Annotated in this window: 22 protein-coding genes; 11 read left to right on the top strand and 11 right to left on the bottom strand. The window is 63.7% G+C overall.

Annotation, left to right across the window (positions count from 1 at the left end; translation table 11 throughout):
- Positions 1 to 178: 178 nt before the first annotated feature.
- From HU720_RS09015 to prlC, 3 genes are all read right to left on the bottom strand, one after another.
- Complete coding sequence (locus HU720_RS09015; RefSeq protein WP_186519294.1) at positions 179 to 1,228, bottom strand: PA0069 family radical SAM protein; 1,050 nt, start codon at positions 1,226 to 1,228, stop codon at positions 179 to 181.
- Between the two features lie 236 nt (positions 1,229 to 1,464).
- On the bottom strand, positions 1,465 to 1,743 hold the full coding sequence (locus HU720_RS09020) for a YheV family putative zinc ribbon protein (protein WP_186519296.1): 279 nt from the start codon (positions 1,741 to 1,743) through the stop codon (positions 1,465 to 1,467).
- Positions 1,740 to 3,791 carry an oligopeptidase A gene (prlC, locus tag HU720_RS09025; protein ID WP_346656569.1) on the bottom strand — a complete coding sequence of 684 codons (2,052 nt, stop codon included), beginning with the start codon at positions 3,789 to 3,791 and terminating at the stop codon, positions 1,740 to 1,742. Before prlC ends, HU720_RS09020 begins: the two co-directional genes overlap by 4 nt.
- 102 nt (positions 3,792 to 3,893) lie before the next feature.
- Here prlC and HU720_RS09030 point away from each other — a divergent pair, with 102 nt between their 5' ends.
- Together HU720_RS09030 and HU720_RS09035 are read left to right on the top strand one after the other, a co-directional pair.
- Positions 3,894 to 4,436 carry a gamma carbonic anhydrase family protein gene (locus HU720_RS09030; RefSeq protein WP_186519300.1) on the top strand — a complete coding sequence of 181 codons (543 nt, stop codon included), beginning with the start codon at positions 3,894 to 3,896 and terminating at the stop codon, positions 4,434 to 4,436.
- A 36-nt stretch (positions 4,437 to 4,472) separates the two neighbouring features.
- A complete protein-coding gene (locus tag HU720_RS09035) occupies positions 4,473 to 5,120 on the top strand; it encodes an HAD family hydrolase (RefSeq protein WP_186519302.1) in 648 nt (215 codons plus the stop codon).
- Between the two features lie 144 nt (positions 5,121 to 5,264).
- On the opposite strand, the gene HU720_RS09040 is transcribed toward HU720_RS09035, so the two are convergent.
- Positions 5,265 to 6,350 (bottom strand): aminopeptidase, encoded by a 1,086-nt coding sequence (locus tag HU720_RS09040; protein WP_186519304.1) that lies wholly within the window; start codon positions 6,348 to 6,350, stop codon positions 5,265 to 5,267.
- 65 nt (positions 6,351 to 6,415) lie between these two features.
- Here HU720_RS09040 and HU720_RS09045 point away from each other — a divergent pair, with 65 nt between their 5' ends.
- Both HU720_RS09045 and HU720_RS09050 read left to right on the top strand, forming a co-directional pair.
- Positions 6,416 to 6,829 (top strand): hypothetical protein, encoded by a 414-nt coding sequence (locus tag HU720_RS09045; protein WP_186519306.1) that lies wholly within the window; start codon positions 6,416 to 6,418, stop codon positions 6,827 to 6,829.
- A gap of 54 nt (positions 6,830 to 6,883) precedes the next feature.
- The gene (locus HU720_RS09050) at positions 6,884 to 7,297 is read left to right on the top strand and encodes a hypothetical protein (protein WP_186519308.1); all 414 of its coding nucleotides are present in this window, start codon (positions 6,884 to 6,886) and stop codon (positions 7,295 to 7,297) included.
- Between the two features lie 13 nt (positions 7,298 to 7,310).
- Here HU720_RS09050 and HU720_RS09055 read toward each other — a convergent pair whose 3' ends face one another.
- Complete coding sequence (locus HU720_RS09055) at positions 7,311 to 7,544, bottom strand: DUF1161 domain-containing protein (RefSeq protein WP_186519310.1); 234 nt, start codon at positions 7,542 to 7,544, stop codon at positions 7,311 to 7,313.
- A gap of 74 nt (positions 7,545 to 7,618) precedes the next feature.
- Positions 7,619 to 8,044, bottom strand: a complete 426-nt coding sequence (locus tag HU720_RS09060; RefSeq protein WP_186519313.1) for an OsmC family protein — start codon at positions 8,042 to 8,044, stop codon at positions 7,619 to 7,621.
- A 147-nt stretch (positions 8,045 to 8,191) separates the two neighbouring features.
- Here HU720_RS09060 and HU720_RS09065 point away from each other — a divergent pair, with 147 nt between their 5' ends.
- The gene (locus HU720_RS09065) at positions 8,192 to 9,193 is read left to right on the top strand and encodes an LLM class flavin-dependent oxidoreductase (RefSeq protein WP_186519315.1); all 1,002 of its coding nucleotides are present in this window, start codon (positions 8,192 to 8,194) and stop codon (positions 9,191 to 9,193) included.
- A gap of 56 nt (positions 9,194 to 9,249) precedes the next feature.
- Here HU720_RS09065 and HU720_RS09070 read toward each other — a convergent pair whose 3' ends face one another.
- Positions 9,250 to 9,471: a DUF1161 domain-containing protein gene (locus HU720_RS09070; protein WP_186519317.1), complete on the bottom strand. Its 222-nt coding sequence runs from the start codon at positions 9,469 to 9,471 to the stop codon at positions 9,250 to 9,252.
- Positions 9,472 to 9,573: 102 nt separating this feature from the next.
- Positions 9,574 to 9,789 (bottom strand): dodecin, encoded by a 216-nt coding sequence (locus HU720_RS09075; RefSeq protein WP_186519319.1) that lies wholly within the window; start codon positions 9,787 to 9,789, stop codon positions 9,574 to 9,576.
- Positions 9,790 to 9,940: 151 nt separating this feature from the next.
- Between HU720_RS09075 and HU720_RS09080 the strand changes: the two genes are divergently transcribed.
- Positions 9,941 to 10,264 carry a DUF883 family protein gene (locus HU720_RS09080; protein ID WP_186519321.1) on the top strand — a complete coding sequence of 108 codons (324 nt, stop codon included), beginning with the start codon at positions 9,941 to 9,943 and terminating at the stop codon, positions 10,262 to 10,264.
- Here the strand turns inward: HU720_RS09080 and HU720_RS09085 are convergent.
- Positions 10,261 to 11,157, bottom strand: a complete 897-nt coding sequence (locus tag HU720_RS09085) for a LysR family transcriptional regulator (RefSeq protein ID WP_186519323.1) — start codon at positions 11,155 to 11,157, stop codon at positions 10,261 to 10,263. The two genes, HU720_RS09080 and HU720_RS09085, sit on opposite strands and share 4 nt — an antisense overlap.
- A 145-nt stretch (positions 11,158 to 11,302) precedes the next feature.
- On the opposite strand from HU720_RS09085, the gene trpB reads away from it, so the two are divergent.
- Entirely contained in the window at positions 11,303 to 12,520 is a 1,218-nt protein-coding gene (gene trpB / locus HU720_RS09090; RefSeq protein WP_186519325.1) for a tryptophan synthase subunit beta, read from the top strand.
- The gene (gene trpA / locus HU720_RS09095) at positions 12,517 to 13,326 is read left to right on the top strand and encodes a tryptophan synthase subunit alpha (protein ID WP_186519327.1); all 810 of its coding nucleotides are present in this window, start codon (positions 12,517 to 12,519) and stop codon (positions 13,324 to 13,326) included. The genes trpB and trpA overlap by 4 nt, the downstream gene beginning before the upstream one ends.
- Positions 13,327 to 13,557: 231 nt before the next feature.
- Here the strand turns inward: trpA and HU720_RS09100 are convergent, their stop codons facing one another.
- Positions 13,558 to 13,890, bottom strand: coding sequence for a DOPA 4,5-dioxygenase family protein (locus HU720_RS09100; RefSeq protein WP_186519329.1), 333 nt, complete (start codon positions 13,888 to 13,890; stop codon positions 13,558 to 13,560).
- Between the two features lie 53 nt (positions 13,891 to 13,943).
- Here HU720_RS09100 and HU720_RS09105 point away from each other — a divergent pair, with 53 nt between their 5' ends.
- Complete coding sequence (locus tag HU720_RS09105; protein WP_186519331.1) at positions 13,944 to 14,561, top strand: NAD(P)H-binding protein; 618 nt, start codon at positions 13,944 to 13,946, stop codon at positions 14,559 to 14,561.
- Between the two features lie 64 nt (positions 14,562 to 14,625).
- Here HU720_RS09105 and HU720_RS09110 read toward each other — a convergent pair whose 3' ends face one another.
- The gene (locus HU720_RS09110) at positions 14,626 to 15,525 is read right to left on the bottom strand and encodes a LysR family transcriptional regulator (RefSeq protein ID WP_186519333.1); all 900 of its coding nucleotides are present in this window, start codon (positions 15,523 to 15,525) and stop codon (positions 14,626 to 14,628) included.
- A 108-nt stretch (positions 15,526 to 15,633) separates the two neighbouring features.
- On the opposite strand from HU720_RS09110, the gene betC reads away from it, so the two are divergent.
- Together betC and choX are read left to right on the top strand one after the other, a co-directional pair.
- A complete protein-coding gene (betC, locus tag HU720_RS09115) occupies positions 15,634 to 17,151 on the top strand; it encodes a choline-sulfatase (protein WP_186519335.1) in 1,518 nt (505 codons plus the stop codon).
- Positions 17,152 to 17,165: 14 nt separating this feature from the next.
- Positions 17,166 to 18,089, top strand: a complete 924-nt coding sequence (gene choX / locus HU720_RS09120; protein WP_186519337.1) for a choline ABC transporter substrate-binding protein — start codon at positions 17,166 to 17,168, stop codon at positions 18,087 to 18,089.
- Positions 18,090 to 18,201 lie beyond the last annotated feature (112 nt).

Consider the following 18,201-nt stretch of genomic DNA (forward strand, 5'->3'; position numbering starts at 1 on the left):
GCTGTGGGTCCAGACCGTGAGGGCTGCGTCACTATTGTCTCTGCGCGTTCTCTGTAGGAGCGGCCTTGTGCCGCCAAAGGGCTGCGTAGCAGCCCCGGGAGATATCAGTGGTGCATAACTCCTGGGGGTGCTCCCGCACCCCTTTCGCGGCACAAGGCCGCTCCTACACAGGCCACCCTCAGAACAACGCCATCTGTTCCCCCGGCGGGCAAAACGCCGAACAGTCCAGCGCCAGCGCTTCACGCCCCTCGAAGCCAAGGCTTCGCGACGCCTTGCGAAAGCGCTGCTCAAGCAGCTCGGCAAATACCCCTTCGCCGCGCATGCGGGTGCCGAAGCGGCTGTCGTACAGCTCGCCGCCCCGGCTCTGGCGGATCAGGCTCAGCACATGGGCGGCGCGCTGTGGGTAGTGGTCGTGCAACCACTGCTCGAACAGCGGCGCCACCTCCAACGGCAGGCGCAGCATCATGTAGGCCGCGCTCTGTGCGCCAGCAGCCTTGGCCGCCTGCAGCAGTTGCTCAAGCTCGCTGTCGTTGATCATCGGGATCATGGGCGAACACAGCACGCCCACCGGCACCCCGGCCTCGCGCAACACGCGGATCGCCCGCAGGCGCGCCTTGGGGGCGGCGGCGCGGGGTTCGAGCACGCGCTTGAGTTCGTCATCCAGGGTGGTCAGGCTGATCATCACCCGAACCAGACGGTGGCTGGCAAGCTCGGCCAGCAGGTCGAGGTCGCGCAAGATCAGCGCACCTTTGGTGACCACCGTGACCGGGTGGCGAAAACGCAGCAGCACTTCGAGCAGGCGCCGGCTGAGCTGCTGCTCGCGCTCAATGGGCTGGTAGGGGTCGGTGTTGGCGCCCAAGTTGATCGGTGCACAGACGTAACCCGGCTTGCTCAACTGCTGGGCGAGCACTTCGGCGGCGTTGGTCTTGGCGATGAGCTTGGTTTCGAAGTCCAGGCCGGGGGAGAGGTCCCAGTAGGCGTGGCTGGGGCGGGCGTAGCAGTAGATGCAACCATGTTCGCAGCCGCGATAGGGGTTGATGGAGCGGTCGAAGGGCAGGTCGGGCGAGGTGTTGCGCGAGATGACGGTTTTAGCCGTTTCGATGCGCACCTCGGTGCCCTGGGTGAGCGGGGCTTCCTGATGCCAGCCGTCGTCCTCAGCCACTGAAACGCTGGAGGCGAAGCGGTTGTGCGGGTTGGTAGCTGTGCCGCGGCCACGGATAGGCGTCATGAGAAAAAACCCGAATTACTGTATTTACATACAGTAATCCTGGTTCAAGTTGAAAGCCAGTACCGTCAGGCGGCCCAGCGCGGTCTCTTTGTCGGAGCGGCCTTGTGTCGCGAAAGGGCTGCGTAGCAGCCCCAGCGATATTGCATGATGCCGAGATCGTGGGGCCGCTACGCGACCCTTTCGCGGCGCAAGGCCGCTCCTACACACAGACCGCGTCGCTGCATGCTGGCCCTAGGTCACTCCGGCTTCTTCAGCTTCGGATTGGGGAAGAACTGCACCGTCTGCACCTTGGCCGGCGCAGGTTTGGGCGCCAGCTGGTTGACCCGGGTGCCGATCTCCTTGGGCACCGACAAACCCTGTTCATTCAGGGTGTCGGTAAACCCGCAGGCGACGCACTCGCGGTGCGGTACGCCGTCCTCGTTCCACATCATCAGCTTGTCCATCTCGCTGCACGCCGGGCACACGGCCCCGGCGATGAAACGCCTTTTGCTCTTGCTCACGGCAACCTCGCTCATGCCGCCGCGCCTTCGCTCAGGCCGCAGTGGCGCAGCAGTGCATCAATGGAAGGCTCGCGGCCCCGGAAGTCGACGAACAGCACCATCGGCTCGCGCGAGCCGCCACGGGCCAGAATAGCCTCGCGGAAGGCGCGGCCCGTCTCGGCGTTCAGCACGCCTTCTTCTTCAAAGCGCGAGAACGCATCGGCCGACAGCACTTCAGCCCACTTGTAGCTGTAGTAACCCGCCGCATAGCCGCCCGCAAAAATGTGCGCGAAGCTGTTGGGGAAGCGGTTGTAGGCAGGCGGGCGCATGACCGACACCTCGTCGCGCACCCCTTCGAGCACCTGCAAGGCACTGCGCCCGTCGCCATGGGTGGCGTGCAGCTCGAAGTCGAACAACGAGAACTCCAGCTGGCGCACCATCATCATGCCGGACTGGAAGTTCTTGGCAGCCAGCATCTTGTCCAGCAGGTCCTGGGGCAGCGGCGCGCCGGTCTCGTAGTGGCCAGAAATCAACGCCAGGCCTTCGGGCTCCCAGCACCAGTTTTCCATGAACTGGCTCGGCAGCTCCACGGCATCCCACGCCACGCCATTGATACCGGATACCCCGGCATGCTCGATGCGGGTGAGCAGGTGGTGCAGGCCGTGGCCGAACTCGTGGAACAGCGTGGTGACTTCATCATGGGTCAGCAGCGCAGGCTTGCCAGGCGATGCTGGGGTGAAGTTGCACACAAGGTTTGCCACCGGGCTTTGCAGGCTGCCATCAGCAGTGCGGCGGCGGTCACGGGCCCCGTCCATCCAGGCGCCGCCACGCTTGTTGGCGCGCGCGTAGAGGTCGAAGAAGAAGCGCCCGATATGCTGGCCGTGCTCCTTGATTTCGAACAGGCGCACGTCGGGGTGCCAGGCATCGAAGCCCTTCAGCTCGGCGATTTCGATGCCATACAGGCGTTGCACGATGGCAAACAGGCCTGACAACACTTTGTCGATGGGGAAGTAGGCGCGCAGGGCTTCCTGCGACACGCTGTAGCGCTGCTCGCGCAGTTTTTCGCCGAAGTAACCGGCATCCCAGCTGGCCAGCTCTGCGGTGCCCTGTTCGGCGGCATAGGCCTTGAGTTGTTCCAGGTCTCGAGCGGCGAAGGGCTTGCTGCGCTTGGCCAGGTCACGCAGGAAGCTCAGTACCTGGTCGCTGGACTCGGCCATTTTGGTGGCCAGGCTCAGCTCGGCAAAGTTGGCGTAGCCGAGCAGGGTAGCCAGCTCTTGGCGCAGGTCGAGGATCTGCGCCATCACCGGGCCGTTGTCGAACTGGCCGGCGTTGGGGCCTTGGTCGGAAGCACGGGTGCAGTAGGCGGCATACAGCTCTTCGCGCAGCGCGCGGTCGCTGGCGTAGGTCATGACTGCGTAGTAGCTGGGGAACTCAAGGCTGATCAGCCAGCCGTCGAGGCCTTTGGCCTGCGCGGCGGCGGCCATCTGTGCCTTGGCCGAATCGGTCAGGCCAGCCAGTTGCGCCTCGTCGGTGACGTGCTTGGTCCAGGCCTGGGTGGCGTCGAGCAGTTGGTTGGAGAAGCGGCTGCCCAGCTCGCTGAGGGTGCTTTGCACCTCGGCGTAGCGTTGTTGCTGCTCGGGCGGCAGGTCGATACCCGACAGGCGGAAATCGCGCAGCGCGTGGTCGAGGATGGTTTTTTGCGCCACGTCGAAGCTCGCAGCCTCCGGGCTGTTGGCCAAGGCCTGGTAGGCCTCGAACAGCGCGCGGTTCTGGCCAAGCTCGGTGGAATAGGCGCTCAGCGCCGGCAAGCACGACTCGTAGGCTTCGCGCAGCTCGGGGCTGTTGCACACGGCATTGAGGTGGCTGACCGGGCTCCAGGCCGCCGCCAGGCGGTCATTGAGCTCGTCCATGGCCAGCACCAGGCCGGCCCAGGTCGGTTGCTTGCCCTGGGCCTGAAGGATGTCGGCGATGGCCTTGCGGTTGTCGGCAAGGATCTGCTCGATCGCCGGCAGCACATGCTCGGCACGGATGGCCGAGAAGGGCGGCAGATCATAGGACTGCAGCAGTGGGTTGTTCGCACTCACGGTTCGGGTACCTTGGCAGGAGAAACACGGGACCATCTTAATTACAATCGACGCCGACCGCAGCAGGCAGCCTGCCTATCGGCATTGCAGAGGAACACTATCATGGCCCTCCGGACTTTCCGGGAACACACGCCAAAAGTTGGACCACGCGCCTTTGTCGACCGTTCGGCAGTGGTTATCGGCGATGTCGAGATCGGCGAGGACAGCTCGGTCTGGCCGCTGACCGTGGTGCGCGGCGACATGAACCGCATCCGCATCGGCGCGCGCACCAGCGTGCAGGATGGCAGCGTGCTGCACATCACCCATGCCGGCCCGTTCAACCCGGACGGCTTCGCGCTGATCATCGGTGACGAGGTGACCATCGGCCACAAGGTCATGCTGCATGGCTGCACCTTGGGCAACCGCATTCTGGTAGGCATGGGCAGCACCATCATGGATGGCGCCGTCGTTGAGGACGAGGTGATCATCGGTGCCGGCAGCCTGGTGCCACCCGGTAAACGCCTGGCCAGCGGCTACCTGTATGTGGGCAGCCCGGTGAAGCAGATGCGCCCGTTGAACGAGCAGGAGCGGGCGTTCTTCCCCTACAGCGCCAGCAACTACGTCAAGCTCAAAGACCAGCACCTGGCCGAAGGCTACGACCAGTAGTTGCTTGTGCACCCCTTTTCAGACACCGAGAACCGCATGCATCAGCAGACTATCCTCTTCGACCTCGACGGCACCCTGACCGACCCGCGCCTGGGGATCACCCGCTCGATCCAGTACGCGCTGGCCAAGCTCGGTATCGACGAGCCTGACCTGAGCCGCCTTGAGCACTTCATCGGCCCGCCGCTGCTGCAAGCGTTCATGCAGTTCTACGCCTTCGACGAGGCCAAGGCCTGGCAGGCGGTGAATTTCTACCGCGAGCGCTTCAAGGTCACCGGGCTTTACGAAAACCGCGTGTTCGACGGTGTGCCCGAGTTGCTGCAAGCACTGCAAGGCCAAGGCCGCACGCTGTATGTGGCCACTTCCAAACCGTGGGAATTTGCCCGCGAGATTGCCCGGCATTTCGCGTTCGACAAGCACTTCAAGGTGATCTACGGCAGCGAGCTGGACGGCACCCGTACCAACAAGGTCGAGTTGATCCGCCACCTGCTGGATGAAGAAGGGCTGGACCCTGCGCAAACGCTGATGATCGGTGACCGCAAACACGATCTGATCGGCGCCCGCAGCAACGGCGTGCAGGCGGTGGCGGTGGGTTACGGGTTCGGTAGCCGCGAGGAACTAGTGGCAGAAGCCCCCGCCTTCCACTTCGAAACCCTGGCCGAGCTGCACCAAGCGTTCACGGCCTGAAAACAACGCGGTCGGGTGTAGGAGCGGCCTTGTGTCGCGAAAGGCTGCAAGGCAGCCTCAGGATTTTCGCCTCATGCATGAACGCCGGGGGCGCTTCGCACCCCTTTCGCGACACAAGGCCGCTCCTACACAGGCTACTTCGGTTTATGGGGTCAACCGCTGCAACTCGGCCTTGCGCTGTGCAACCGGCAGCTGGCCCAACGCCTCGACGCGCTGGTAAAAACGCGGCCAATCGCCGCCAACCTCGCTAAATAGCTGCGAAAACGCCGGAACCCACTGGTCATACAGCCCAAACGGCAGCAATTTTGCGTTGTTCAGCGGCCCATACATCCAGCCATCAAAACGCCGATCTCCGGCCCAGTCGCGGTCGCGCACCTGGCGATACTCGCGGCGCAAGCGCTCGAACTCGGCCTGCTTAGCCGCACGCTTGTCCGCATCATTCAGCGGCCCGCTATAAATCGCCTGCAACCGCTCACGGCTGGCCAGCACCAGCCGGATAAACTGCTCGCGCTGCGCTGCGCCGTCTTCTTCGACCGCCGGCAACCCACGGGACGCGCGCCATTGCCGAGTACCTTCCTGCTCCACGAACGAGGCGAACGACTCGTTGAACTCGGTATCGTCCTGCACATAAAAGCGCTGGTGCGCCAGCTCATGGAAGATCACCGTCGCCAGCCGCTCCTCGCCCCAGCCGAGCATGCTCGACAGAATCGGGTCATCGAACCAGCCCAGCGTCGAGTACGCCTCCACGCCGCCAACGTACACATCCAGCCCTTGCTCGCGCATCAGCGCCGCCGCACCACGGGCTGCGCCTTGCTGGTAGTAGCCGCGGTAGGCCACGCAGCCGGCAATCGGGAAGCAATGGGTGACCGGCTGTAGCGAAAGCTCGGGCGTGGCGAACACATTCCACACCACATAAGGCCGGCCCAGCGCGGCGTACACCCGGTAACTGCCGTTGTCGGGCAGTTTCAGCTGCGCACTGGCGAACGTCCGCGCCTTTTGCGCCACCTGCAGGTGCTCGCGCAGCTGCGGCGGGGTAGCCGGGTCCGCGATCACCTGTTGCACCGGCTGGCGCGCACGTAACAGTTGCCATTGGCCCTCGGCCAGCTGGCCGTAATAGCCAAGGCTTGAACAACCACTGAGCAGGGCGCCAAGCAGCAGGGGAACAAAGCGGGTGAAAACGCGGTCGAGAGCCGGTCGGCTGCAGCGTTTGAAAACAAAGAATTCATGCATCGAGGCGGTCTGTCTCGCTGGTCGGCCGAAGCCTCAAGACTATCTCGCCAAGGGGGAGCTTTGCCATGCGTACCCGGTTTGCCATAAGCACACTGATGCTGTTGTCCGGCTGCAGCACCTTGCCCGACCCGGACCCGAACCAGGCGTGGGTCGACCTCGCCACGCCCGACAGCGCCTCGCTGCACGCCGTGCAGGTAGACGACCGCGACTGGGCCGACAGCCGTTACTTCGAAGTCCAACCCGGCAACCACGAGCTGACCGTGCGCTACCAGTTCGCCGTGGCACCCAGCAATATCGGCCCGGTGCAGGAGCCGCTGTGGCGCGACTGCCAGCTCAACGTCAACGTCGAAGGTTTCAATGCAGGCGAGCGCTACCAGATGCACGCCGGCAGCATCGGCTTTCGGCCCTGGGTGAAACTCTACGACCAACAGCGCAAGCTGATCGGCGAAGGCGAACCGGCAGGCTGCCAGCGCACCTGACGCCGGCGAACGGCGCTATGCTTAAGCCCTGTACAACGCGAGCGGAGTTTGACCATGCGCCAGCCCATGATGCTGATCGCCCTTAGTGCGCTAGGGGCCTGCGCCAGCCCTTTGCCACCTGTGGACCCCGGCAAGGCCTGGGTCGACCTGTACACCATCACCCCAGGCCGCACGCTGATGGCCGACCGTCTGGACGGCCAACGGCTCAACGACGGCCGCTACTTCCAGGTAACGCCCGGCAAGCATGAGCTGGTGGTGCGCTTCGACTATGAAATCTACGCCGGTGGTTTCAGCACAGACCCCACCGAGCGCATCTGCTACCTGACCGTACGCTTCAACGACTTCAAGGCCGGCGAACGCTACCGCCTCGAGGCCCGCGCGCCGGTCATGCAGCCGCAGGTGTTGCTGTACGACGCCAGCCGCAAGGTAGTGGTCAATGAGCCGAGCGAGGTGTTCTGCATTCCGTAACCGCTAGCGCGGGTTACTGATCGTTTTTCTGGTAAACGATCTTTTTGCTGCCGTTATCACAGCTGCCGACAATCATGCTGGGGTCGGTGGCTTCGGCGTTGGGCACGATTTCCAGTGTGTAGGACGCAACCCCGCGCGCCTGGATCTTGGCTTCGATCTCGGCTTTGAGTTCTTCGCATGGCTTGGGGGCCGCCATTGCAGAGGTGGCCAGCAACGAGGCCAGTACGGCGAAAGCTACGCGGATCATGGAACGGCTCCTGAAAAGGCAGGCGGCGCTGCCGACGCTGGTTAGACTACCGCAAAGCGCCGCCGTTGCGCCGCCTACTGCAGCAGGGTCGCGTCCAGGGTGATATCGGCGTTCAGCACCTTGGATACCGGGCAACCGGCCTTGGCCTTGTTGGCGATTTCCTTTAACTGCTCTTCGCTGGCACCCGGCACCTTGGCCTTGAGCACCAGGTGCACTGCGGTGATGGCAAAGCCGTCATCCTGCTTGTCCAGGGTCACCTGGGCTTCGGTATCGATGCGCTCTGGGGTCAGGCCAGCCTCGCCCAGCATCATCGACAGCGCCATCGAGAAGCAGCCGGCGTGGGCTGCGCCAATCAGCTCTTCCGGGTTGGTGCCGGGCTGGTTCTCGAAGCGGGTATTGAAACCGTAGGGGTTGTTCTTGAGGGCGCCGCTCTCGGTGGAAATCTGACCCTTGCCGTCTTTCAGGCCGCCTTGCCAGATTGCCGATGCTGTCTTTTTCATGGTTGCCTCCTGGGTGAGTACGTAAGGTTCTGAGGGCTATGCCTACGCCAAGTTCAGACCAATCCGCCCTTTGGCATTGAATCCTCTGAATGTGCCCATACTGAGTTCAGAGGGCCTTCGGGCCACCCTTTCCCTGCGGAGGCTCCAATGACGCACCTGCGAGACCTTAAGATTTCCACCCTCGACCTGGTGCCCGTGCGCGCCGACCAAGGCCCGGCGCAGTCGCTGCGCAACTCGCTGGACCTGGCACAACACGCCGAACGCTTCGGTTACAACCGGTTCTGGGTAGCCGAACACCACAACATGGATGGCATCGCAAGTTCTGCCACCTCGGTGCTGATCGGCTACCTGGCCGGCGGCACCTCGAGCATTCGCGTCGGCTCCGGCGGGGTAATGCTGCCCAACCATGCGCCGCTGGTGATTGCCGAGCAGTTCGGCACCCTGGCCAGCCTGTACCCTGGCCGCATCGACCTGGGCCTGGGCCGCGCACCGGGCTCCGACCAAATGACCGCCCATGCCCTGCGCCGCGAACGCTCTGGCAGCGCCGACGACTTCCCGGACGATGTCGAGGAGCTGTCGCGCTACCTCGGCCCGCGTACCGATGACCAGAAAGTCATCGCCGTGCCCGGCCACGACACCGAGGTGCCGATGTGGCTGCTCGGCTCCAGCCTGTACAGCGCCCAACTGGCCGGCATGCGCGGCATGCCTTACGCCTTCGCCTCGCACTTTGCGCCGCGCTACATGCATGAGGCGATCCGCATCTATCGCGACCATTTCAAACCTTCGACCACCCTCGACAAGCCCTACGTGATGCTCGGGGTGCCGATGGTGGTTGCCGACACCGATGAGCAGGCCGAATACCTGGCCACCTCGGTGTACCAGCGCATTCTGGCGCTGATGCGGGGCCAGAGCCTGATGCAGCGCCCACCGGTCGCCAGCATGGATGGCCTGTGGTTGCCCCATGAGCGCGATGCGGTAGGTAATTTCCTGGGCCTGGCCATGATTGGCAGCCCGCAGAAGGTGAAAGCCAAGGTCGAGGTGCTGCTGGAGCAGACCGGCGCAGACGAGCTGATCTTCACCTGTGACCTGTATGAGCATGCGGACCGGGTGCGGTCCTATGAGCTGCTGGCGCAGGCACTCAAAGCCTGAACAAGCACAATCGCGGCGGTTCGGTGCGCCGAACTGCCGCGATTGTGCCGGAGTAATCAGCCTCGGCTGTAGGCGATTTCTTTGGTTCCACCTTCACAGGTGCCCACAACCTTGCCCGCTGGTTCGCCTTTTTTGACGATCTCCAGGGTATATCCGCTGACACCCTTGGCATCCAGCTTGGCGGCGATCTCGGCCTTGAGCTCTTCGCAGGGCTTGCCCGCAGCCATTGCCCCACCGGCCAGCAGCATCAGCCCCGTTGCTACGATCAACTTCTTCATCTAGCGCATTCCTTGTACAGATAAAAGTCGAAAAGGGCGCAGCATTGCGCCCTGCAAACCTCAATACCGCATTGCGCCAACCTTGGCCAGCGCCGTTTGGTTTCAACTGTTGGCGATGCGGAAGCCGACCTTCAGGGTGACCTGAAAATGCGCAGCCTTGTTGTCGCGAATATGCCCGCGGGTTTCCACCACCTCGAACCATTCCAGGTGCTTGATGCTCTTGCCGGCCTCGGCCAGGGCATTGTTGATCGCGTCTTCGATGCTGGTGGGCGACGAACCTACCAGTTCGATCTTCTTGTAGGTGTGATGATCGGTCATGGGCGCTCTCCTGAGGTGTCGTGTGCGTTGAGCCTAGCAGCGCAGGCTGGGTTTACCTGCGAGCGGCGTTGGCTACAGAAAGTTCGATCGCACTTTCCTGAAGCGGCGCAGTCGCATTTCTTACAGCCCATTACTGCGAAGGAGATTCACCATGGCCCGCAACTCGCTGCGCAAGACCTCGCTGGAAAGCATGGAAGCCGAGATCGAAAACCTGCTGAGCGCTCTCGAGAACCTCAAGCACGACGCTTCGGAAGAGTCGCACAAGACCATGAAGGCGCTGCGCGGCAATGCCGAGAACGCCCTCAAGCACTCGCGCAGCCTGCTCAGTGATGCCTATGCCGAAGTCAAAACCCGCACCCGCGAAACCGGCATCGCCACCCGTGACTACGCCCAGGAACACCCTTGGACCACCGCTGGCGTGGCTGTTGGCGCCCTGGGCCTGCTGGCGGCCTACCTGATGTGCCGCCGCAACTAACCCACCTGCTGCTGCAATGCCTGGCGCAGCCACTGCGCCAGCTGCTCGGCGCGCCCGTCAGCGGCGCGCCGGGGCACCCACAAGGCCAGTGCCGCACGGGTGGGGGAGAAGCCCCACGGTGCGGCCAGCCGCCCGGCCTTGAGGTCATCGGCAACCAAGGGTTGCGGCGCGATGGCCACCCCTAAACCCGCCACTGCCGCCTCAAGCAAGTAGTACAGATGCTCGAAGGCCTGCCCGTAATTCAACCCGTGCGCATCCAGCCCATGTTGCCCGGCCCAAGTCGGCCACGCCTGCGGGCGCGAGGTGGTGTGGAGCACTGCTTCGCGTTGCAAAGCCACGGCTGGCGCGGCTTTCAAACGGTCGAAGCCCTCGAAGTGCGGGCTCATCACCGGGCCAATACGCTCTTCGGCAAGCACATACACTTGCATATCTGCCGGCCACGGCGGCTCGGCGTATACCAGCAGCGCATCCAGGCCGGGGCGCCGAGGGTCGAGGTCGCCTTCACCGGCAGAAAGGTGCAAGCGTAGCTCTGGCAAGTCGGCTTTCAGGCGCCCCAGGCGTGGGATGAACCAGCGCGCCAACAGGCTGCCCGAGCAGCCGAGCACGAACGGCGCTTCATCGGCATCACGGGACAGTTCTGCACACACGCTGCGCAGCCGGTCGAACGCCTCGGCGCTGGCATCGCGCAACCGGATACCGGCATCTGTGAGTTTGACGCCACGCCCGTCCTTGACGAACAAGGCGATGCCCAGATGCTCTTCGAGCACCTTGATCTGCCGGCTGACGGCACCATGGGTCACATGCAGCGCTTCGGCTGCCTGGCTGACACTGCTGAGCCGCGCGGTGGCCTCGAAGGCACGCAGGGCGTTGAGCGGGGGAAGATCCTGAGCCATAACGCGTGAGATTTCCTGACATGTTGGCGCAATCTTATCGGTTTTCAGCCGGGCCTGCTGTGGTTAGAGTAGTCCCATCGACACGTGCCAGGCTGCCCAACCCCAGCCAGCACCGTCCCCAGCCAAAACGCCTATGGAGCGCCCCATGTCCCAGTCCCAATACCGTCCCGGCCCCGATGCCAACGGCCTGTTCGGCTCGTTCGGCGGCCGCTACGTTGCCGAAACCCTGATGCCACTGGTACTGGACCTCGCCCGCGAGTACGAAGCGGCCAAGGCCGACCCGCAGTTCCTCGAAGAGCTGGCGTACTTCCAGCGCGACTACATTGGCCGCCCCAACCCGCTGTACTTCGCCGAACGCCTGACCGAACACTGCGGCGGTGCAAAAATCTTCTTCAAACGTGAAGAGCTCAACCACACCGGCGCGCACAAGGTAAACAACTGCATCGGCCAGGTGTTGCTGGCCAGGCGCATGGGCAAAAAACGCCTGATTGCCGAAACCGGCGCCGGCATGCACGGCGTGGCCACCGCCACAGTAGCTGCTCGCTTTGGCCTGCCCTGTGTGATCTACATGGGCGCCACCGACATCGAGCGCCAGCAGGCCAACGTGTTCCGCATGAAGCTGCTGGGCGCCGAGATCGTCCCGGTCACTGCCGGCACCGGCACCTTGAAAGACGCCATGAACGAGGCCCTGCGCGACTGGGTCACCAACGTCGAAGACACCTTCTACCTGATCGGCACCGTGGCCGGCCCGCACCCTTACCCGGCCATGGTCCGCGACTTCCAGTCGATCATCGGCAAGGAAACCCGCGCCCAACTGCAGGAAAAGGAAGGCCGCCTGCCTGACAGCCTGGTCGCCTGCGTGGGCGGCGGCTCCAATGCCATGGGCCTGTTCCACGAGTTCCTGCAAGAGCCAAGCGTACAGATCATCGGCGTCGAAGCCGGTGGCCATGGCGTGCACACCGACAAACACGCGGCCAGCCTCAACGGCGGCGTACCTGGCGTGCTGCACGGCAACCGCACCTACCTGCTGCAAGACAACGACGGCCAGATCACCGACGCCCACTCCATTTCCGCAGGCCTGGACTACCCCGGCATCGGCCCGGAGCACGCCTACCTGCATGAAGTGAAGCGTGTGGAATACGTGAGCATCACAGACGACGAAGCGCTCGATGCGTTCCACGCCACCTGCCGCCTTGAAGGCATCATCCCGGCGCTGGAAAGCTCCCACGCCCTGGCCGAGGCCATCAAGCGCGCACCAAACCTGCCCAAGGACCACCTGATGGTGATCTGCCTGTCCGGTCGCGGCGACAAGGACATGCAAACCGTGATGAACCACATGGCCGCCCAGGAGAAACAGGCATGAGCCGTCTTGAAACCCGCTTCGCCGAACTGAAGGCCGAAGGCCGCGCTGCCCTGGTGACCTTCGTCACTGCCGGCGACCCTGGCTACGATGCTTCGCTGCGTGTGCTCAAAGGCCTGCCGGCCGCTGGCGCCGATGTGATCGAACTGGGCATGCCGTTCACCGACCCGATGGCCGACGGCGTGGCGATTCAGCTGGCCACCCTGCGCGCCCTGGAAGCAGGCCAGACCTTGGCCAAGACGCTGCAGATGGTTCGCGAATTCCGTGTCGAAAACCAGGCCACGCCCATCGTGCTGATGGGCTACTACAACCCGATTCACCGTTTCGGTGTGGATAAGTTCGTGGCTGAGGCCAAGCAAGCCGGTGTCGATGGCTTGATCATCGTCGACCTGCCGCCTGAGCACGATGCCGAGCTGGCTACCCCGGCCCAGGCCGCGGGGATCGACTTCATCCGCCTGACCACCCCGACCACCGACGATGCGCGCCTGCCGCGTGTGCTTGAGCGCAGCACAGGCTTCGTCTACTACGTGTCGGTGGCCGGCGTTACTGGCGCAGGCTCTGCGACCACCGAGCATGTCACCGAGGCGGTCGCCCGCCTGCGCCGGCATACCGACCTGCCGGTGAGCGTCGGTTTCGGTATTCGCACGCCTGAGCAGGCCGCTGCTATCGCGCGGTTGGCCGATGGTGTGGTGGTGGGCTCGGCGCTGGTCGACAAGATCGCCCATGCCAAAGACGCCGACCAGGCGGTCAACGATGTGCTGAGCCTGTGCTCGGCGCTGGCAGAAGGGGTGCGCGCTGCGCGTAAGTGAGCCACTAATCTCCGCGGATGGCACCGGCTTCGCCGGTGTTCGCGGCACAAGGCCGCTCCTACAAAGTTGTGGGAGGTTCCGGAGTTTTGTGCAGTCCTTTCCTGGCCTCATCGCAGGCTGTCGCCAGCTCCCACAGGGTCTGAGTCCGGCCCAATATCGAGGCTGGGCAGGTTCACTGTGGGAGCTGGCGACAGCCTGCGATGAGGCCGGAACAGGGCTACACAGCGGCCCCTATCCGCCGAACATCGATAAATCCAACGGCCTGACCGCCCCCATCCAGATCGCATGGTCGCGGTGATCGGCCAGCTCATCCCCGGTCAGCGGGTGCAGAAACACCACCAACCCCTTGCGATACAGCGCCAGCCACGGCAGCACCACCCCGACCACCTCCGGCCCGAAAGCCAGCTGGCAGCTCCAGTCCGGGTGCGGCCCGACCGGCTTCTGGTGCATGCGCCCCATGCTCACGCCAAACAGCCGCGTCGCCTCTTCACACAGCTCGCGGGCTTGCGCCAGGGTTGTGGCGTCGTAGTACACATGGGCGTGATAGCCCTTGATCCTTTGCACGATAACTCCTGAATGCGGTCCAACCATCACCCACCTGCGAAGGGAGTGATGCGGTGAAAAATGCCGAAACCCCAGCGTTGAAACTGGTCCTGCTCGGTGCCGAGAGCAGCCTGGGCAATGCCCTGACGGTCCAGCTGCTGGCGCGCCAGCACGAGGTGATCGCCATCGTTGACGACCTCAGCCGCCATACCGCGCGCCCCGGCCTGCATTACAAGATAGGCGGGCTGGCTGATGCCGACCAGGCCGAGCAGAGCATGGCCGGTGGCTCGGCGGTGATTGCCTTGCTCTCGGCACTGGCCCCAGGCGACCTGCCAACCCAGCGCAAACTGTGCGAAGCCCTGCTGGCAGGGTTGGCGCGCACGACTATACGCCGGCTGCTGCTGGTGGGCGATTTTCAGGTGCTGGAAGGCGCCAGCGGCCACAGCAGCCTGGAGCGCGAGTGCATGGACCGGATTGTCGACGGGCTGCAACGTAGCGGCCTGCAATGGACAGTGATCAATGCCCCGGACGATGCGCCGGGCCTGAGCATCGAGCAGTTTCGCCACAATGAGGCAGCGCTGGCGCCCGACCAGGCCAAGCGCTTGCGCGACCTGGCGCGGGTCGCGGCGGGCCTGGTCGATACGCTGGAGCTGGGCTTGCACATAGGCGAACACCTGAACTTCGTGGTGTAGCGGGGCAAGCCACAAGGCCGCTCCTACATGGACCGAGTGACTTCCGAATCAGCGATTTCAACGCCTACAGGCCTCGCTCGCTCTCCAGCCAATCCACAAACCTTGCAATCAACGCCCCGCGCCTTTTACGCGGCGGCAGCACCGCGTAATAGCCCCGCGCCGAGCGCAAGCTGCCTTCGAACGGCCTGCACAGCAGGCCTTGCTCCACCAACCCGTCCACCAGATGCCCCCAGCCAATCGCCACGCCTTGCCCGGCAATCGCCGCCTGAATCAGCAGGGTGTAGTTATCAAAACGCAGTTGCCCGGCCGGGGGCGCGCTGTGCAGCCCAAAGCCGCGAAACACTCCAGCCCAGTCGAACCAGCGGCTGGCCTGCTCACCGCGCAAATGCAGCAACGGCAAATGCTGCAAAGCCTCGGCAGGCAAGGCGTTGCCAGGCATCAAGCGCGGGCTGCACACGGGGAAAACCTCCTCATCGAACAGCCAGCGGCTTTCGCCCTGGTGAAAGCGCCCATCCCCGAACAACACCGCCACGTCGATATCCGGGCGCAACATGCCCTGGCTGCGCTCGCCAGTGACCAAGCTCACATCCACCTGTGGATAAGCCTGGTGAAAACGCTGCAGCCGCGGCATCAACCAGAACGCCGCGAAGGCAAAGTCGGTCGCCACCTGCAACACCTCACGTTGCCCACGGCCACTGGCTTGGGCCACCCCGTCATCCATGGCCTGCAACCCCAGGTGCACCTGTTCGAACAGCAACTGGCCCGCTTCGGTGAGGGCGATCCCGCGGTAGATGCGGTCGAACAGCCGCGTGCCCAACTGGGCCTCCAACCGCTTGACCTGCTGGCTCACCGCCGGCTGCGTGGTGCCCAGCTCCAGCGCTGCGGCGGTAAACCCACGCAGGCGGGCAGCGGTTTCGAAAACGCGCAGGGTGTCGAGGGGCAACTCGGCAAGGTGATCAAACATAACTCTGGCTAATCCCAGTCATTGCCCGGCATGGGCTTTACCGCGTTTATCCACAGCTCCATGCTCGATTGCAAGCGATCACCATAACTTCTAACGATGGAAGGCCCCATGCAGCGACCCAATATCCTGTTCATCATGGCCGACCAGATGGCCGCGCCCATGCTGCCCATCTACAGCCCATCGCCGATTCGCATGCCCCACCTTGCCAGGCTCGCCGAGCAAGCCGTGGTGTTCGACGCGGCCTACTGCAACAGCCCGCTGTGCGCGCCATCGCGCTTTACCTTGGTCAGCGGCCAGTTGCCCAGCCGTATCGGCGCCTACGACAATGCTGCCGACTTTCCTGCCGACGTGCCCACCTATGCGCATTACCTGCGCCGCCTCGGCTACCGCACGGCGCTGTCGGGCAAGATGCACTTCTGCGGCCCCGACCAGTTGCACGGCTACGAAGAACGGCTGACCAGCGATATCTACCCCGCCGACTACGGCTGGGCGGTGAACTGGGATGCCCCCGACCAGCGCCCCAGCTGGTACCACAACATGTCCTCGGTGCTGCAAGCAGGCCCCTGTGTGCGCACCAACCAGCTGGACTTCGACGAGGAGGTCGTGTTCAAGGCCCGCCAATACCTTTACGACCACGTGCGTGAAGCCGATGGCCGGCCGTTCTGCCTGACCGTATCGATGACCCACCCCCACGACCCCTACACCATCCCCAAGCGCTACTGGGATCGCTACCAGGGTGTGGATATCCCCATGCCCCGCGCTGAAATGGCGCAACACCAGCTCGATGCGCATTCACAGCGCCTGCTCAAGGTCTACGACCTATGGGACAAGCCGCTGCCTGTGGACAAAATCCGCGATGCCCGGCGCGCCTACTTCGGCGCCTGCAGTTACATTGACGACAACATCGGGCAACTGCTGCAAACCCTCGAAGAATGCGGCCTGAGCGACGACACCGTGGTGGTGTTTTCCGGCGACCACGGCGACATGCTCGGCGAACGCGGGCTCTGGTACAAAATGCACTGGTTCGAAATGTCGGCCCGGGTGCCGCTGCTGGTGCATGCGCCCAAACGCTTTCAACCGGCGCGGGTTGCCGCCTGCGTGTCCACCTGCGATTTGCTGCCAACCCTGGTGGAACTGGCCGGTGGCGCTGTGGATAACCAACTGCACCTGGATGGCCGCTCACTGCTGGGCCATCTGCAAGGGCAGGGCGGGCATGACGAGGTGATCGGCGAATACATGGCCGAAGGCACCGTCGGCCCACTGATGATGATCCGGCGCGGCAACTACAAGTTCGTGTACAGCGAGGACGACCCGTGTCTACTCTTCGACCTGAGCATTGACCCGCACGAGCGGGAGAACCTCACCGGCGGCCCCGACCATCAGGCGCTGCTGCAGGCATTTGTCGATGAAGCGAAGCAGCGCTGGGACATTCCGGCCCTGCGCCAGCAGGTATTGGCCAGCCAACGGCGCCGGCGCCTGGTGGCCGAAGCGCTGGCCATCGGCAAGCTGAAAAGCTGGGACCACCAACCCTGGGTGGATGCCAGCCAACAGTACATGCGTAACCACATCGATCTCGATGACCTCGAGCGCAAGGCACGTTATCCACAGCCCGCACCCCTGGATTGAGTAGAGAGGCCGCCATGCAGAAGTTCTTCCCCACCGTGCTCGCCCTGGCCCTGAGCCTGGGCACGGCCCACGCCGCCGACAGCGACGCACAATGCAGCACCGTGAAGCTGGCCGACCCCGGCTGGAGCGACATCGCCACCACCAATGCCATCGCCCGCCTGCTGCTCGAAAGCCTGGGTTACCAGGTGAAAATCGACAGCCTGGCGGTGCCGATCATTTATGGCGGCCTGAAAGACGGCAAGGTCGACGCGTTTCTCGGCAACTGGATGCCAGCGCAGCAAGGTTTCCATGACAAGTTCGTCGCCAATGGCGATGTCCACCGGCTGGCGCGCAACCTTGAAGGCACCGAGTTCACCCTGGCAGTACCGGACTATGTGTGGAACGCCGGGGTGAAAGACTTCGCCGACCTGCAAAACCATGCCGATCAGTTCGACAAGAAGCTGTACGGCATCGGCTCTGGCGCGCCGGCCAACCTGTCACTCAAGGAAATCATCGCCAACAACGACTTCAACCTAGGGCAATGGAAGCTGATCGAGTCCAGCGAGCAGGCGATGCTCACCCAGGTGGACCGGGCGGTGAAGAAGCAGCAGTTCGTCACGTTCCTGGGCTGGACACCGCACCCGATGAACGTGAAGCTGAAGATGCATTACCTGACCGGCGGCGAAAAATGGTTTGGCAGCAAGGGCGAAGTGTTTACCCTGACCCGCAAAGGTTATCCACAAGCCTGCCCGAATGCGGCGAAACTGCTGAGCAACCTGGCGTTCACACTGGACATGGAAAACACCATCATGGCCGAGAATGTGGATAAGAAGCTGAGCTTCGATGACGCCGCCAAGGCTTGGGTGAAGGCCCATCCGCAGGTGCTGGAGGGGTGGTTGGCCGGGGTCACGAGTAAAACCGACGGTGATGCCCTGGCGGCCGTCAAAGCCAAGCTCTAACGCCGCCATCGCAGCTGGGCACAGCCCCTGTAGGAGCGCGTGGTTCGGCCAGTAGCAGCCCGTGGTCACTGGTTTCGATCAGCCCCGGTACCTTGCTTCGCAGTTGCGTGAG

Origin of the sequence: Pseudomonas sp. SWRI51 (genome assembly GCF_014268825.1) — a bacterium.
Taxonomy (GTDB): Bacteria; Pseudomonadota; Gammaproteobacteria; order Pseudomonadales; family Pseudomonadaceae; genus Aquipseudomonas; species Aquipseudomonas farsensis.

Coding starts and splice junctions, on each gene's coding strand:
- HU720_RS09055 (WP_186519310.1), bottom strand. CDS start 7,544: ATGATCCGCGTAGCTTTCGCCGTACTGGCCTCGTTGCTGGCCACCTCT.
- trpB (WP_186519325.1), top strand. CDS start 11,303: ATGTCCCAGTCCCAATACCGTCCCGGCCCCGATGCCAACGGCCTGTTC.
- HU720_RS09065 (WP_186519315.1), top strand. CDS start 8,192: ATGACGCACCTGCGAGACCTTAAGATTTCCACCCTCGACCTGGTGCCC.
- HU720_RS09060 (WP_186519313.1), bottom strand. CDS start 8,044: ATGAAAAAGACAGCATCGGCAATCTGGCAAGGCGGCCTGAAAGACGGC.
- HU720_RS09015 (WP_186519294.1), bottom strand. CDS start 1,228: ATGACGCCTATCCGTGGCCGCGGCACAGCTACCAACCCGCACAACCGC.
- HU720_RS09080 (WP_186519321.1), top strand. CDS start 9,941: ATGGCCCGCAACTCGCTGCGCAAGACCTCGCTGGAAAGCATGGAAGCC.
- trpA (WP_186519327.1), top strand. CDS start 12,517: ATGAGCCGTCTTGAAACCCGCTTCGCCGAACTGAAGGCCGAAGGCCGC.
- HU720_RS09030 (WP_186519300.1), top strand. CDS start 3,894: ATGGCCCTCCGGACTTTCCGGGAACACACGCCAAAAGTTGGACCACGC.
- betC (WP_186519335.1), top strand. CDS start 15,634: ATGCAGCGACCCAATATCCTGTTCATCATGGCCGACCAGATGGCCGCG.
- choX (WP_186519337.1), top strand. CDS start 17,166: ATGCAGAAGTTCTTCCCCACCGTGCTCGCCCTGGCCCTGAGCCTGGGC.
- HU720_RS09040 (WP_186519304.1), bottom strand. CDS start 6,350: ATGCATGAATTCTTTGTTTTCAAACGCTGCAGCCGACCGGCTCTCGAC.
- HU720_RS09045 (WP_186519306.1), top strand. CDS start 6,416: ATGCGTACCCGGTTTGCCATAAGCACACTGATGCTGTTGTCCGGCTGC.
- HU720_RS09110 (WP_186519333.1), bottom strand. CDS start 15,525: ATGTTTGATCACCTTGCCGAGTTGCCCCTCGACACCCTGCGCGTTTTC.
- HU720_RS09085 (WP_186519323.1), bottom strand. CDS start 11,157: ATGGCTCAGGATCTTCCCCCGCTCAACGCCCTGCGTGCCTTCGAGGCC.
- HU720_RS09075 (WP_186519319.1), bottom strand. CDS start 9,789: ATGACCGATCATCACACCTACAAGAAGATCGAACTGGTAGGTTCGTCG.
- HU720_RS09050 (WP_186519308.1), top strand. CDS start 6,884: ATGCGCCAGCCCATGATGCTGATCGCCCTTAGTGCGCTAGGGGCCTGC.
- HU720_RS09020 (WP_186519296.1), bottom strand. CDS start 1,743: ATGAGCGAGGTTGCCGTGAGCAAGAGCAAAAGGCGTTTCATCGCCGGG.
- HU720_RS09035 (WP_186519302.1), top strand. CDS start 4,473: ATGCATCAGCAGACTATCCTCTTCGACCTCGACGGCACCCTGACCGAC.
- HU720_RS09070 (WP_186519317.1), bottom strand. CDS start 9,471: ATGAAGAAGTTGATCGTAGCAACGGGGCTGATGCTGCTGGCCGGTGGG.